Below are 12,482 nucleotides of genomic sequence, written 5' to 3' on the forward strand. Positions count from 1 at the left end.
AGTAGGTCTCGAGTTCGACTCTTGGTGCCGGCACCATATAAACAAAAAAACCACTCAAACGAGTGGTTTTTTTGTATCTGTGATTTGCATAAGCTCAGTTGGTAGAGCAACTGACTTACTCTCGATAATTCCAGTAGGTCTCGAGTTCGACTCTTGGTGCCGGCACCATATAAACAACGAAGCCACTCAAACGAGTGGTTTTTTTGTATCTGTGATTTGCATAAGCTCAGTTGGTAGCGCAACTGACTTACTCTCGATAATTCCAGTTTATTTGCTTAACTCGAGTGGCATAGGCCTATCCCCTGTTTGTACTTGATGTTGAACATGGCGCCAGCCTTGAGTGAGTTCGCTAAGGTGCTCTTTTCTCTCGGGGAAATGCATAGAAAGTTTATCGAGAACATCGATTTGCATCTTACATAATAATGACCAACGATCCGCATTTGATAGGTACATGGCGTTTTCCTTAACTAGGGGTTACTTTTCCTTGGCCAATTAAGTCTAGGCTGAAATCCTTTGATAACCAATTCAAAATTGCGTGTTAGCGCACTGTTAAAACATCCCACTCCAGAGTATCTTTGTCCTATAAACATAAGATAGGAGGCGTTATGACAGCCGATATTTTCAAACTCATTTTTGTGGTTATTGGTTTATTTCTGGTTTACAAACTGATATTTAGCGGCAAAAAGGGGCTTACAATTTTTGAAATGCATTTTAAAGATGGCCGTATGACCCAGCATAAAGGCAAGATCCCAGAGCGCTTCGAGCGGGAATGCCGCCACATAGCTAAAGTAGAAAAATTGACCTGTACTGTAAGGGCTGAAAAATCTGGAGATGTCCGCTTACATATTTCCGCCAATGTAAGTGACAATGTGAAGCAGAGAATTCGCAATCTATTTCCCTTCGAGTATTACGATAAAAAATCCGTCGATAACAGTCGCCAAGCGGGTTAGTCCCCCGTATTTATACTCGGACAACCTTACACTCCAATGTGAGGTTGTCGCAACATCGCATATTTTCTTACTGAAATTTTATCTGTTTAGACGCACTAAACGGCCACCTTCTCACATTTCGAATTGGACTCTTTAGGATGGAGCCTTTTTCAATACACCTAGTACGGTTAACGCCCTTGCTCTTGCTGTACTGTGCTCGACAATCGCACTCGGATAAGCCGTTTGAGTGTTAAATAACGGCTGTTCAAACAAGGATGGTGTCTGCGCTGTACTGGGGTGATGTAATTGCTTAATTCCCCAAGAAGCGAGTTCTGGTAAGAACTTACGGATGAAGCTGCCATCGGGATCAAACTTTTCACTCTGGCTTATAGGATTAAAAATACGGAAATAGGGCTGGGCATCGCAGCCACACCCTGCTGACCACTGCCAACCGCCATTATTCGCAGCTAAGTCACCATCGATGAGCTTTTGGCGGAAGTAGCGCTCGCCCCAGCGCCAATCAATCAGCAGATGTTTAGTCAGGAAACTCGCCACCACCATACGCAGCCGATTGTGCATCCAACCCGTTTGATTGAGCTGGCGCATAGCCGCATCGACAATCGGATAGCCAGTACGACCCTCACACCAAGCGGCAAACTCCTGTGGATTGTTGCGCCACTGCACATGGTCGGCTTGACGATTGAAATTGTGATCCTTAGATAAGTCAGGAAATGCCACCAGCAAATGACGATAAAACTCACGCCAGGTAAGCTCATTTAACCAAGTACGAGCAGGGCTAGTGTCGTCGACAATCACCTCAGGGAAGTGATGCAGCAGCGCGGCAACGCATTGTCTTGGGCTAACCACACCAATGGCCAGATAGGGTGAAATTGAGCTAGTACCATCTATGGCGGGGAAATCCCTATCTTGCTTATAATCCTGCACTTTTTGTTGGATAAATGCAGAAAGCAAACGCTTTGCCTGCCCTTCTCCCGCAGCCCAAAGTTCACTCGATACTTTAGTGACATGGTTAAACAAAAGCGGCTTTGGCTCGGCCAACACCGATCCAAGCGGCGCCGGAACTGCAAGCGGCAAAATGGCATGGCGGGCGGCAATTTCTCGCCACTTACGGCTAAAAGGGGTGAAAACCTTATACATGTCGCCGGACAAATTCAGCACTGTGCCCGGCTTTAGCAAACAATGCTCGTCGGTTAACACCAGAGGAATCCCCGCCTGAATACAGGCTTGGTCGCGCAATTGCTCGTTAATCTCAGGCTCACTGCCGGCAAACACACCGCCAATCCCCCGTTGCTGGCAATAGTGAGTGAGAAACGCTGGTACATCGGCAAAAGTATCTAACTGAATTAATTCGAATGTAATCCCCAAACTCGCCAGCCCTTGGGCAAGCAGATTGATATGACGTTCGATAAAATCTAACTGAATGGGTGCCACATCATGGCGTTGCCACTGGGTGGGCGTAGCGATATAAATTGCCTTAAGTGCCACGCCATTCCCCCGTGCCCAATCGCAGGCGGCGGTGAACGCCTGATTATCGGCAAGGCGCAAATCTTGGCGAAACCACATCAGTGCATTATTGCCCTGTACTTCTTTTGGCAGTAAAACTGGGCTTGGATCCTTAACTGATTTCATTACTTTCTCCACTCTTGCCCTGCTCGCTCTGACTCACGCCAATACTTTTCCCTGTGCCTTTTTGACCTCTGTTGGTCTTCCCCACTGCTCGAGACGGCATTTGTCCAACCAAGTCTGTCATCGAGGGTGCCCAAAAAGCCGATAATGAAGTCAAGGTCGGCGCAAAGGGACCAACAAATCGACAGGGGAAACTCATTTGTGCCAATACAGTGAGCATTTCGGTCTGCTCAGAACCCGAATGATTTGGATCAGGGATCAGCAAAAGTGCATCGACGTTAAGCCTGCCCTGCAGTAGCAGTAAACTGCCAATAGTCTGCTCACCAAGGTCGATAATCGATACTCGAAGCGACGCTAACTCGAGCGATAGCAGCAAAGAAAACAAGCTGTTAGTGCGAGTAGAGCTAGGCGGCGTTGCAGAGCCACGGGATAGACTAATCACAGCAATGCGCGCAGCTGCTGGCTGCCCGGTAAAGGCATAGCGCCCGCCCACTCGGCTGAGTAATTCGCTTTTTAACCACGCGAGCATTAATTCGGCATCGAGCCGCTCAGCCACTAAGTCATCGAGTTGATTAAACCAAGGTTGCAGCAGCTTTTCTTTCACTAATTGAAAAGGATATAAGCCCAATGCCTCGTCTAATATCTGCTGCAATTTATGCTGATTGAAGTCGAACAATGCCGTATTCAAGGCTGTTATTTGCTCGCCCCACAGATCGACAGCTTGAATTTCTACCATTTCAATAGACAAGGATTTGGCAGTACTCATCAGCAAAGGTTTAACTTTGCTGATCGCAACCCCTTTGGCTAGCCATGCATTAATCTCATGGATTTCTTGAATATTTTCGCTCGTATATAGCCTGTGCCCCTTAGGTGTGCGCGCTGGGATCACTAAACCAAAACGGCGCTGCCATGCCCTTAAGGTCACAGCATTAACACCTGTTAAGGCTGACACTTCACCTATAGGCAATAAGGTTTGGTCATTCTTGATTGAGGGCGAATCTTTTTTCATATTAATCACTTACTATTTTTGTAGCATTGAAAACAACGACTAATAGGCATATCGCAGCTTTAACTCCTCAGGATGGGGGTTTAAGTACACTTGATCTTCAATGTAAGGCGTCGGGAATTCCCGCAGATAATGGTTAATTAGCGTGATAGGCACTAACAGGGGCAATAACCCTTGGCGATATTTCATAATCGTTTCAGACAGTTCTGTCTTTTGCTCTTTACTCAGATGCTTTTTAAAGTAACCCTGAATATGCTGCAGCGTACTGGTATGATTTTTACGGGTCGCATTGATTTTCAGCGCCGTCATAAAGCCTTCAAAGTAGCGGGCCGCGCTTTGCTCAAGATCCTCAATATTGGCCACTATCGGACCAAACTCGCGATACCATTTTGGGCTGTGAGCCATTAATAGGTATTTATAGCGGGAATGAAACTTGACTAACTTATGCTTAGTCAGGCCTTCATGCTTCATCAGTTGCCAATCGTGATAGGCATAAACGCGGGTGAAAAAATTCTCCCGCAGCACCATGTCATGCAAGCGGCCTTCTTCTTCCACGGGCAATAGTGGATATCGCTCCATCAACTTGCGGGCAAACACGCCAATACCCGACTTAGAGCCATTGTTAGTGCCAATTTTATACTCAGTCACCCGCTCCATCCCGCAGGTTGGCGACTTAGCGCAGAGCAAGTATCCGCCAAGGAAATCGAGCTCCTGAACCTTGTTTTCGCTGTATTCATTGAGCCTGTCGGTCACATCTAAGCTGCCGTCACCGCTCTGAACCAAGATAGTCTCACCATCACGGACTAGACGGATACTTTTACGGGGCGCACCTAAGCCAATCGCCATTTCAGGGCAGATGGGCATATAATCAAAAAATTGCTTAATCTCTTGATTACAATAGGAAGAATTTTTATGGCCACCATCGAAGCGAACCTTCTCCCCCAATAAGCAAGCACTGATCCCAATCTGAATTCGCTGTGGGTTAAACTTGTACATAAGTCGACTCCTTGTATCACTATGCTTCTAATTACGGACCATAGTTGTACAAGGATCAAGTTTTTGTATAAATATTTTCGAGAAGCCTGATTCAAGCTAACCTGGCCGAAGTATATTACTGCTAATTGTCTGGATAATAAGGAAATACTGTGAACTAAGATGATGAAAAGTAGTCTACTACTAAAGTAATTTAGCAGCTTATTCATAGAAGATGTCCCTGCTCCTATGTTGCAGTAAAAGAGTTACATATTTACATGCCCAATAAATCTTCAGTTATGAATTTATAGCATTGCACTTGGCGCTTATCAAAATCCAGGCACAACACATTGATTAATATATTATTTATTTTTTAAATGTAAAATTTTACGCTTTTTTTACGCGTCAAAAATCTATTCAACTGTTAAAGTCAAAACCTGTACTACATAAAGACGTACTTTAATGAGTGGAGCAAAAAAATTTAAGTCTGCTATGAGGTTACCATCTAGTTATTGGCTCTCACTTGCTATTTATTTATCCTTGAACTACTTGATGGAGTCATGTATAACAACTTTTTTTGCTGTTATCATAATTTCATTTCAATATGGCACTCAATATGCGCACATATTTGCATTTTTAGAAATTGTTAACTTTTTATTTACTCATCCTAGAAATCATCTCAATTTAATAAATTCTACTGACGTTATCAGTTTAATAGTTTTCATTATCGTTACAGCAACTATAATTACACTTACTGAATATTATAAAAAAACACTAAAAGAAAACAAGAACAACACCTCTAACACTCTAATAATGTTACCATTTTATAAAATAAAAATGCATTACCTCTGCCAGAATATAGGCAATCTACTTAGAGCGATGAAATTACAATATAAAAAATTGAAGTTTAACAAAACTACCCTATCTATAGCAAAAATCACTACCACGATAAAACCCTCACCACATAACGAATGCTGGGTCGCATTTAAAATAATATTTCAACCACAGCTAAATCAGAATGACAGTGAAATTATCTTATTGCTTGCCATTAATAAGCAGGTATTAGCAAGACTCATCTAAAAATAACGACAGCCACCTTATCTGACAAAAATTTTCTAATTTACAATCAAGTTATAGATAGAGAAAGAAGGACTTTAGAATGATTGATACAAGTCGAAAACATCAAATCAGCTCTCGTTTTCACACAATTATTCATCTGTGTAGTTTTTTGATAGTAATATATAGCTTCACAATGTTGGCCCCTATCGCTGTAGCATTGTTTTATAATGATGGCTATATCACTCCATTTGTAACCACCTTTTTACTTTCTCTTTCTATTGGACTTACTGGCTGGAGGATGACAAGTAAGGAAGATAAAAATCTTCAAAAACGTGATGGTTTCATGGTTGCTTGTTTATTTTGGCTGATATTTTCCTTGATGAGTGCATTACCTTTCCTTCTTGATCGGCGGTTGGATCTGAGTCTAACGGATGCCATGTTTGAAGGTGTATCAGGAATTACGACTACTGGAGCCTCTATTTTTTCTGATATTGATGATTTACCTAAGTCTATTCTATTTTATCGTGCGCAGTTAAATTTTCTTGGCGGTTTAGGAATTATTGTTTTGGCCGTTGCTATTATGCCATTTCTCGGTATTGGTGGCGCAAAATTGTATCAGTCTGAGATGCCTGGCCCTATGAAAGAAGAGAAGATGACTCCTCGCCTTGCTGATACAGCTAGAAATTTGTGGGGTCTTTATAGCGTGCTAGCTTTAGGCTGCGCTGTTGCTTATAAACTTACAGGAATGAATTGGTTTGATGCGATATGTCATAGCCTATCTACCGTTTCATTAGGTGGCTTTTCTACTCATAGTGACAGCTTAGGATATTATAACAGTGCTGGTATAGAGTTCGTTGGAGGCGTGTTCTCAATACTTGCCGCAGTGAACTTCGCTTTATACTACATAGTTTTAGTTCGACGAAGCATAAAACCTATTTGGGATAATGCGGAGGTTCGATTTTTTATTCTTATATTATCTATCGTTGTTGGAATTGCCTGTTTAGAGCTTGTTCGTTCTAAAACTTTTGCTACCCAAGATGCTTTAATCCATGGATTTTTTCAAACGGTTTCAGTTATGACGGACAATGGATTAGGTTCTGCGGGTTATCCTAATTGGCCCAGTCATATAGTTCTTTTATTATTAGGCGCGAGCTTTTTTGGTGGGTGCTTTGGTTCTACTTGTGGCGGTATTAAAGCTGTCAGATTTTTACTCTTGTATCGACAAGGAAGTCGAGAAATTCACCAATTGATCCATCCCAATGCTATTCTAACGACGAAGATTAGTGGCCAAGTCGTTTCAGATAGGGTCATTCGTTCAGTATGGGGATTATTTTTTCTCTACATTTTTTTTACTTGCGTTTTTGTATGGGGATTAGTCGCAATTGGACATGACTTTGTCACCGCTTTTGGAACCGTAGCCGCGTGTATTAATAATATGGGGATAGGTTACGGTGATACGGCCTCTGGATTTGGTACTTTAAAAGATGCGGCTAAATGGCTGATGTGTGTGGCTATGCTTTTTGGACGATTAGAAATATTTCCTATATTGATTATTTTCTCTCGGGCATTTTGGCGATTTTAAATTTAAATTTGGTTCACGGTTAATTTACCGTATTGATTGGAAGGATCATTAAATGAAGTGGTTATTCGCATGTATATTGCTCATCATGCTGGAAGGATGTCAGAATCCTCCCAATTACGTCAAGTTAGAAGGCCTTGCGCAGGGGACGAGTTGGCATGTGACATTTTGGAGTAAAGACAATATAAATAGTACAGAGATAAATCGCGAGATTGAGCTGCAATTAGCAGAAATAGATCTTCATATGTCGACTTATCGTTCAGATTCAGTGATTTCTCGTTTTAACAGTATGCACTCCGCTATGGCAGTAGGGAATGATATTTTAGGACTTATAGAAATAGCCAAGGAGGTCGCTTCAAAAACAGAAGGGTGTTATGATTTGACCATTAAACCACTATTCGATTTGTGGGGATTTACCCATAACCAATTAACCATTCCTACAGAAAGTGCACTTCAACAGACATTAACCTATGTTGGCTTACACCATTTAAGTATTAATAATAAAATGTTAACTAAAGATTTGCCAGAGGTACATCTCGATTTGTCTTCGATTGGACAAGGATATAGCGTAGGCAAAGTTGCAGATGTGCTAAAGCGATACAATATTAATAATTATTTGGTAGAGATTGGCGGCGAAATGGTTGTACACGGCACTAAACTCGACGGTTCTGCTTGGAAAATCGCGATTGAAAAACCACTGCCTGAACAACGTACTATGCAAAAAGTTCTCCAGGTCAATTTCCCTCAAGCCATTATGACTTCTGGCACATACCGTCACTATTTCGATCATCTAGGGCAGCGCTATTCACATATTATTGATGCGCGAACAGGTAAACCCGTTATACATAACACAGTATCTGTAACTGTATTGGCAACGGATCCTGCTAGAGCAGATGCTTGGTCTACAGCGCTATTATGTTTAGGAAGTCAACAAGGATTAGCCGTCGCTAATCAGAATGATATAAAAGCATTATTTATTGATGATAATAAAGGTGTACTTAAAGAGATTAAGACAGATAGCTATAATAAAATAAAAAATATAGAGCTTAATTTAACAACGAATAATTGAGTTATCTATTATATAGATACTCTCATTAAATCAAGTGCTAGGATTATTTTATCAGAGTAAAAATCGCCCAATATCAGCTAGTGTCCATAGCTGATATTTCTACTTATTGTTAATAACTTACCCTGTAGTTTATGTAGATTACCTTCTAATACTGAAGACTATGACATCACCCATAATGACAAATGATTGTTAAAACATTGATACAAACCCAGCCTTTCTTCGTCACTCGCTAAACACACCAACGTTGCATATTTATCCTCATCTACTTTTGCTGAATATTGTTATTTTTACGTATTCTTTACGGGATTCGTCTTTGCCATTCTAGAGACTTTACGCGGTTAATTCATATATTTGTCCTGTCACTCAATTTCTTAAGGACAAATTATATGGACTGGATATTTCTAATACTCTCCATAGCACTTTTCATCTACTTAGCAGTGGCAATGTTTGCCCCTGATAAGTTTTAGGAGTCGTTATGTTTGAAATCACCCTTATTTTCATTACTGCGCTTGGGCTCGCATGGCTGCTGGGATCCTATATGACAGGAGTTTTCTCTGGTCAGTCCCATTTTTCAGATCGGTTATTTAATCCCATTGAAAAGTGGATTTATCGGGCTATAGGCGTCAAGGCCAATACTGGGATGAGCTGGAAATCCTATGGTGCAGCGTTTCTTATCAGCAACTTAGTACTTGGCATTTTGGCGTTTCTTATCCTTCTATTCCAACATCTGTTACCGCTCAACCCCGATGGCATAGGGCCATTATCTTGGGATCTGGCTTTACACACTGCGGTGTCATTCCTCACCAATACCAATCAACAGCACTATTCCGGGCAGGCTCAGCTCAGTTATCTATCCCAAGGTTTTTTAATTGTCACGCTGCAATTTGTCACTCCAGCCATGGCGCTGGCGGTTTGTGTGGCGATTTTACGGGGAATGTTAGGCGGGTTGAATAATGACAGCGCCAAAGAGGGCGAGGCTCGAAATCTGGGTAACTATTATGTTGACTTAGTGCGCGGTGTACTCAGACTCATGCTGCCATTAGCAGCTATTGTGGCGCTGTTACTGACTTGGCAAGGCGTACCGAGTAGTTTTGACGGTGCGCAAAAAGTGAACACCTTAGATTCTGCATCACCTATCACTGAGCAGGTCGTTCCGATCGGCCCCGTTGCTTCTATGGTGGCCATCAAGCAGTTAGGCACTAATGGCGGGGGCTGGTATGGCCCCAACAGCAGTAACCCGCTGGAAAACCCAACGCCAGTCAGTAATGCAATCGAGACCATTGCCTTAGTGCTGATCCCTATGGCCGTCGTCTTTATGGCTGGCGGAATGCTAAGACGCAAAAAATTTACCCTGATGGCTCTGGTTGCTATGGGTCTATTGAGCGTCAGTTTTCTGGGTGCGACTGTGTACAGCGAGTTGCAACCCAACGCTGCCTTTGCGGGATTAAGCGCACAAGGGCCGAATATGGAGGGTAAAGAAGTTCGCTTTGGAGCTGAGCTATCGGCACTATGGGCTTCTTTTACCACACAAACCTCTAACGGTTCGGTCAATGCCATGCACGATTCCTTCAATCCAATAGGGGGATTGATGACGCGATCAGGCATGTTACTCAATGCGATATGGGGCGGTATTGGCTGCGGTTTTGTTAACTTTATCGTTTATGTGTGGATTGCTGTTTTCTTATCGGGATTGATGATTGGCCGTACGCCAGAGATATTTGGTCGTAAGCTCGAAACCCGTGAAATCACCCTTTTGGGAAGTCTATTAGTTTTACCTACCTTGTGCGTCTTAGGTTTGACGGCGATCACTGTGGCTATCCCGAGTATTACGGGCAACAGCAACCCCGGCTTTCATGGGATTTCGCAAGTCTTTTACGAATATACCTCCGCTTTTGCTAATAACGGTTCGGGTTTTGAAGGTTTAGGTGATAACACGCCTTGGTGGAATATCAGCTGCGTTATCGCCTTACTGCTTGGTCGATACTTGCCACTGTTTTTACCACTGGCGATTGCGGGGATGATGTCGAGTAAAAGAGTGAGCCCCGACAGTAACGCGAGCTTGAAGCTCGAGAGTCCCATCTTTTGTTTCACCCTTATTGCCGTGATTTTAATCATTAACTTCCTGTCTTTCTTACCTGCGGCGGTATTAGGGCCTATTGGCGAAGCTTTAGAACTTGCCACTATGAGTCTGGAGAAATAGTCATGCATAAACCTGCTCAAATATTAGATAGCGCCGGCGTGAAGCAAGCTGCCTTCGGTGCTGTAAAGAAAATGTCCTTAGTGAGTATGGCTGGCAACCCTGTGATGTTCGTGGTGCTGGTGGGCGCTTTACTCGCCGCTTTGATCACAGGACAAAAGTTCTTCAATGGCGAGACTGTTGGTTTTGAGTTAGCCACGACCCTTATTCTTTTGCTTACCGTGTGGTTTTCTAACTTTGCGGAATCCGTGGCAGAGGCAAGGGGTCGCGGACAAGCGGCCAGCTTAAAGTCGGCGAAAGAGGCCCTGCAGGCTCGGCGTATACGCCACGGTGAGTTGGAATCAGTATCCGCAACTTTGCTTGTCAAAGGCGATAAGGTGAGGGTTTTACAGGGTGATTATATTCCTGCCGATGGTGAAATCATCGAAGGGATAGCCACTATCAATGAATCGGCGATTACCGGTGAATCTGCGGCTGTGCTGCGTGAAGCAGGCACAGATCATTCCGGTGTGATTGGCGGCACTAAGGTACTTACGGGTGAAATTACCGTGCTGGTTGCCAACGATCCGGGGAATAGCTTCTTAGATCGCATGATAGGGCTGGTCGAAGGGGCGAAGCGTCAGAAAACACCGAACGAAACGGCGTTGACTGTGCTACTTGCATCATTGACTGCGGTTTTCCTTATCGTGGTGGTGACTTTGCCACCCATGGCGGGTTTCGTCGGTGCAAGCCTTGATTACACTATGTTAATTGCGCTGTTAGTGTGTTTGATCCCAACGACGATTGGTGGCTTGTTACCCGCTATTGGTATTGCAGGCATGAACCGCGCCTTAGCCGCCAATGTGGTCGCTAAATCGGGTAAAGCCGTGGAAGTTGCGGGGGATATCGATACGTTACTGCTGGATAAAACTGGCACTATCACTTTCGGAGATCGTCAAGCGACCGCATTTTTACCCGTGAAAGGCATTGCAGCTGAGATGTTGCGTGATGCGGCGGTACTTTCTTCCCTCGATGACCCTACTCCTGAAGGGAAGTCTGTACTCAAATTGGCCATAGATTTGGGCGCGGTATTGCCCGTCAAACCTACGGATGCGACTTTTATCCCATTTACGCCGGAGACTCGGGTTTCTGGAGTGATTTTAACCGATGGTATTCAAGGCATTAAAGGCGCGGGCGATGCGATGCAGTTTTGGGCGCAGCAGCATCAAATTCACTGGCCTGAATCTGTTAACGCGCTTATCCGCAAAGTGGCTTTGCAGGGGGGCACTCCCTTAGTCGTCGCCAGTGGCACGCACATTTTAGGGGTTATAGCCTTAAGTGACGTGATTAAGCCAGGCGTTGCGGAGCGGTTTGCCCGTTTAAGAGCGCTCGGTGTGCGGACCATCATGGTGACAGGGGATAATCCGCTAACGGCTGGCGTGATTGCCGCCGAAGCTGGGGTCGATGATTTTGTCGCTGAAGCTAAACCTGAGGATAAACTTGCCCTTATTCGCGCAGAGCAGGCCAAAGGTCGATTAGTGGCTATGGTGGGGGATGGTACTAACGATGCGCCAGCATTAGCGCAGGCCGATGTAGGTCTTGCGATGAACTCGGGTACCCAAGCCGCTAAAGAAGCTGGCAATATGGTGGATTTGGATTCAGATCCCACTAAATTACTGGCTATCGTTGAAGTCGGAAAACAATTGCTGATCACCCGCGGCGCCTTGACTACCTTTTCCCTCTCCAATGATGTGGCTAAGTACTTTGCCATTATTCCTGCGGTATTTGCGGGGGCTTTGCCTGCGATTGGTGCACTGGATCTGATGCAGCTTCACAGCCCAACCTCAGCCGTACTCGCAGCGCTCGTATTTAACGCTCTCATCATTCCCGCCTTAATTCCATTGGCATTAAAAGGCATCACGCTCAGACCCATAAGTGCAGAAAAGTTACTGCGAAATAACATGCTGATTTATGGCTTAGGTGGGGTGATTTTACCCTTTGTCGGCATTAAAGCACTCGACTCAATCATTGCCCTTATGCTCTAG

Annotated in this window: 11 protein-coding genes; 7 read left to right on the forward strand and 4 right to left on the reverse strand. The window is 44.0% G+C overall.

Annotated elements, in window-relative coordinates; genetic code table 11:
- Positions 1 to 267: 267 nt before the first annotated feature.
- Positions 268 to 453 (reverse strand): hypothetical protein, encoded by a 186-nt coding sequence (locus COW15_RS19610; protein WP_293635256.1) that lies wholly within the window; start codon positions 451 to 453, stop codon positions 268 to 270.
- Between the two features lie 152 nt (positions 454 to 605).
- On the opposite strand from COW15_RS19610, the gene COW15_RS19615 reads away from it, so the two are divergent.
- Complete coding sequence (locus COW15_RS19615; RefSeq protein ID WP_293635258.1) at positions 606 to 950, forward strand: DUF3634 family protein; 345 nt, start codon at positions 606 to 608, stop codon at positions 948 to 950.
- 132 nt (positions 951 to 1,082) lie between these two features.
- Here the strand turns inward: COW15_RS19615 and phrB are convergent, their stop codons facing one another.
- From phrB to COW15_RS19630, 3 genes are read right to left on the reverse strand one after another with little or no spacing between them, the layout of a single operon-like run.
- Positions 1,083 to 2,513: a deoxyribodipyrimidine photo-lyase gene (gene phrB / locus COW15_RS19620; protein ID WP_293635298.1), complete on the reverse strand. Its 1,431-nt coding sequence runs from the start codon at positions 2,511 to 2,513 to the stop codon at positions 1,083 to 1,085.
- 52 nt (positions 2,514 to 2,565) lie between these two features.
- Positions 2,566 to 3,585, reverse strand: a complete 1,020-nt coding sequence (locus COW15_RS19625) for a MerR family transcriptional regulator (protein ID WP_293635260.1) — start codon at positions 3,583 to 3,585, stop codon at positions 2,566 to 2,568.
- 39 nt (positions 3,586 to 3,624) lie between these two features.
- Positions 3,625 to 4,578: a DUF523 and DUF1722 domain-containing protein gene (locus tag COW15_RS19630; RefSeq protein WP_293635261.1), complete on the reverse strand. Its 954-nt coding sequence runs from the start codon at positions 4,576 to 4,578 to the stop codon at positions 3,625 to 3,627.
- A 438-nt stretch (positions 4,579 to 5,016) separates the two neighbouring features.
- Here COW15_RS19630 and COW15_RS19635 point away from each other — a divergent pair, with 438 nt between their 5' ends.
- From COW15_RS19635 to kdpB, 6 genes are all read left to right on the forward strand, one after another.
- Positions 5,017 to 5,634 carry a DUF4118 domain-containing protein gene (locus COW15_RS19635; RefSeq protein WP_293635262.1) on the forward strand — a complete coding sequence of 206 codons (618 nt, stop codon included), beginning with the start codon at positions 5,017 to 5,019 and terminating at the stop codon, positions 5,632 to 5,634.
- A 79-nt stretch (positions 5,635 to 5,713) separates the two neighbouring features.
- Positions 5,714 to 7,195 carry a TrkH family potassium uptake protein gene (locus tag COW15_RS19640; RefSeq protein WP_293635264.1) on the forward strand — a complete coding sequence of 494 codons (1,482 nt, stop codon included), beginning with the start codon at positions 5,714 to 5,716 and terminating at the stop codon, positions 7,193 to 7,195.
- 52 nt (positions 7,196 to 7,247) lie between these two features.
- On the forward strand, positions 7,248 to 8,261 hold the full coding sequence (locus tag COW15_RS19645) for an FAD:protein FMN transferase (RefSeq protein WP_293635266.1): 1,014 nt from the start codon (positions 7,248 to 7,250) through the stop codon (positions 8,259 to 8,261).
- Positions 8,262 to 8,647: 386 nt separating this feature from the next.
- A complete protein-coding gene (gene kdpF / locus COW15_RS20790) occupies positions 8,648 to 8,728 on the forward strand; it encodes a K(+)-transporting ATPase subunit F (protein WP_081429803.1) in 81 nt (26 codons plus the stop codon).
- Between the two features lie 8 nt (positions 8,729 to 8,736).
- Complete coding sequence (gene kdpA, locus COW15_RS19650) at positions 8,737 to 10,461, forward strand: potassium-transporting ATPase subunit KdpA (protein ID WP_293635268.1); 1,725 nt, start codon at positions 8,737 to 8,739, stop codon at positions 10,459 to 10,461.
- 2 nt (positions 10,462 to 10,463) lie between these two features.
- A complete protein-coding gene (gene kdpB, locus COW15_RS19655; RefSeq protein WP_293635270.1) occupies positions 10,464 to 12,482 on the forward strand; it encodes a potassium-transporting ATPase subunit KdpB in 2,019 nt (672 codons plus the stop codon).

This window comes from Shewanella sp. CG12_big_fil_rev_8_21_14_0_65_47_15 (assembly GCF_002783505.1).
GTDB lineage: Bacteria > Pseudomonadota > Gammaproteobacteria > Enterobacterales > Shewanellaceae > Shewanella.

Coding starts and splice junctions, on each gene's coding strand:
- COW15_RS19610 (WP_293635256.1), bottom strand. CDS start 453: ATGTACCTATCAAATGCGGATCGTTGGTCATTATTATGTAAGATGCAA.
- COW15_RS19615 (WP_293635258.1), top strand. CDS start 606: ATGACAGCCGATATTTTCAAACTCATTTTTGTGGTTATTGGTTTATTT.
- phrB (WP_293635298.1), bottom strand. CDS start 2,513: ATGTGGTTTCGCCAAGATTTGCGCCTTGCCGATAATCAGGCGTTCACC.
- COW15_RS19625 (WP_293635260.1), bottom strand. CDS start 3,585: ATGAAAAAAGATTCGCCCTCAATCAAGAATGACCAAACCTTATTGCCT.
- COW15_RS19630 (WP_293635261.1), bottom strand. CDS start 4,578: ATGTACAAGTTTAACCCACAGCGAATTCAGATTGGGATCAGTGCTTGC.
- COW15_RS19635 (WP_293635262.1), top strand. CDS start 5,017: ATGAGTGGAGCAAAAAAATTTAAGTCTGCTATGAGGTTACCATCTAGT.
- COW15_RS19640 (WP_293635264.1), top strand. CDS start 5,714: ATGATTGATACAAGTCGAAAACATCAAATCAGCTCTCGTTTTCACACA.
- COW15_RS19645 (WP_293635266.1), top strand. CDS start 7,248: ATGAAGTGGTTATTCGCATGTATATTGCTCATCATGCTGGAAGGATGT.
- kdpF (WP_081429803.1), top strand. CDS start 8,648: ATGGACTGGATATTTCTAATACTCTCCATAGCACTTTTCATCTACTTA.
- kdpA (WP_293635268.1), top strand. CDS start 8,737: ATGTTTGAAATCACCCTTATTTTCATTACTGCGCTTGGGCTCGCATGG.
- kdpB (WP_293635270.1), top strand. CDS start 10,464: ATGCATAAACCTGCTCAAATATTAGATAGCGCCGGCGTGAAGCAAGCT.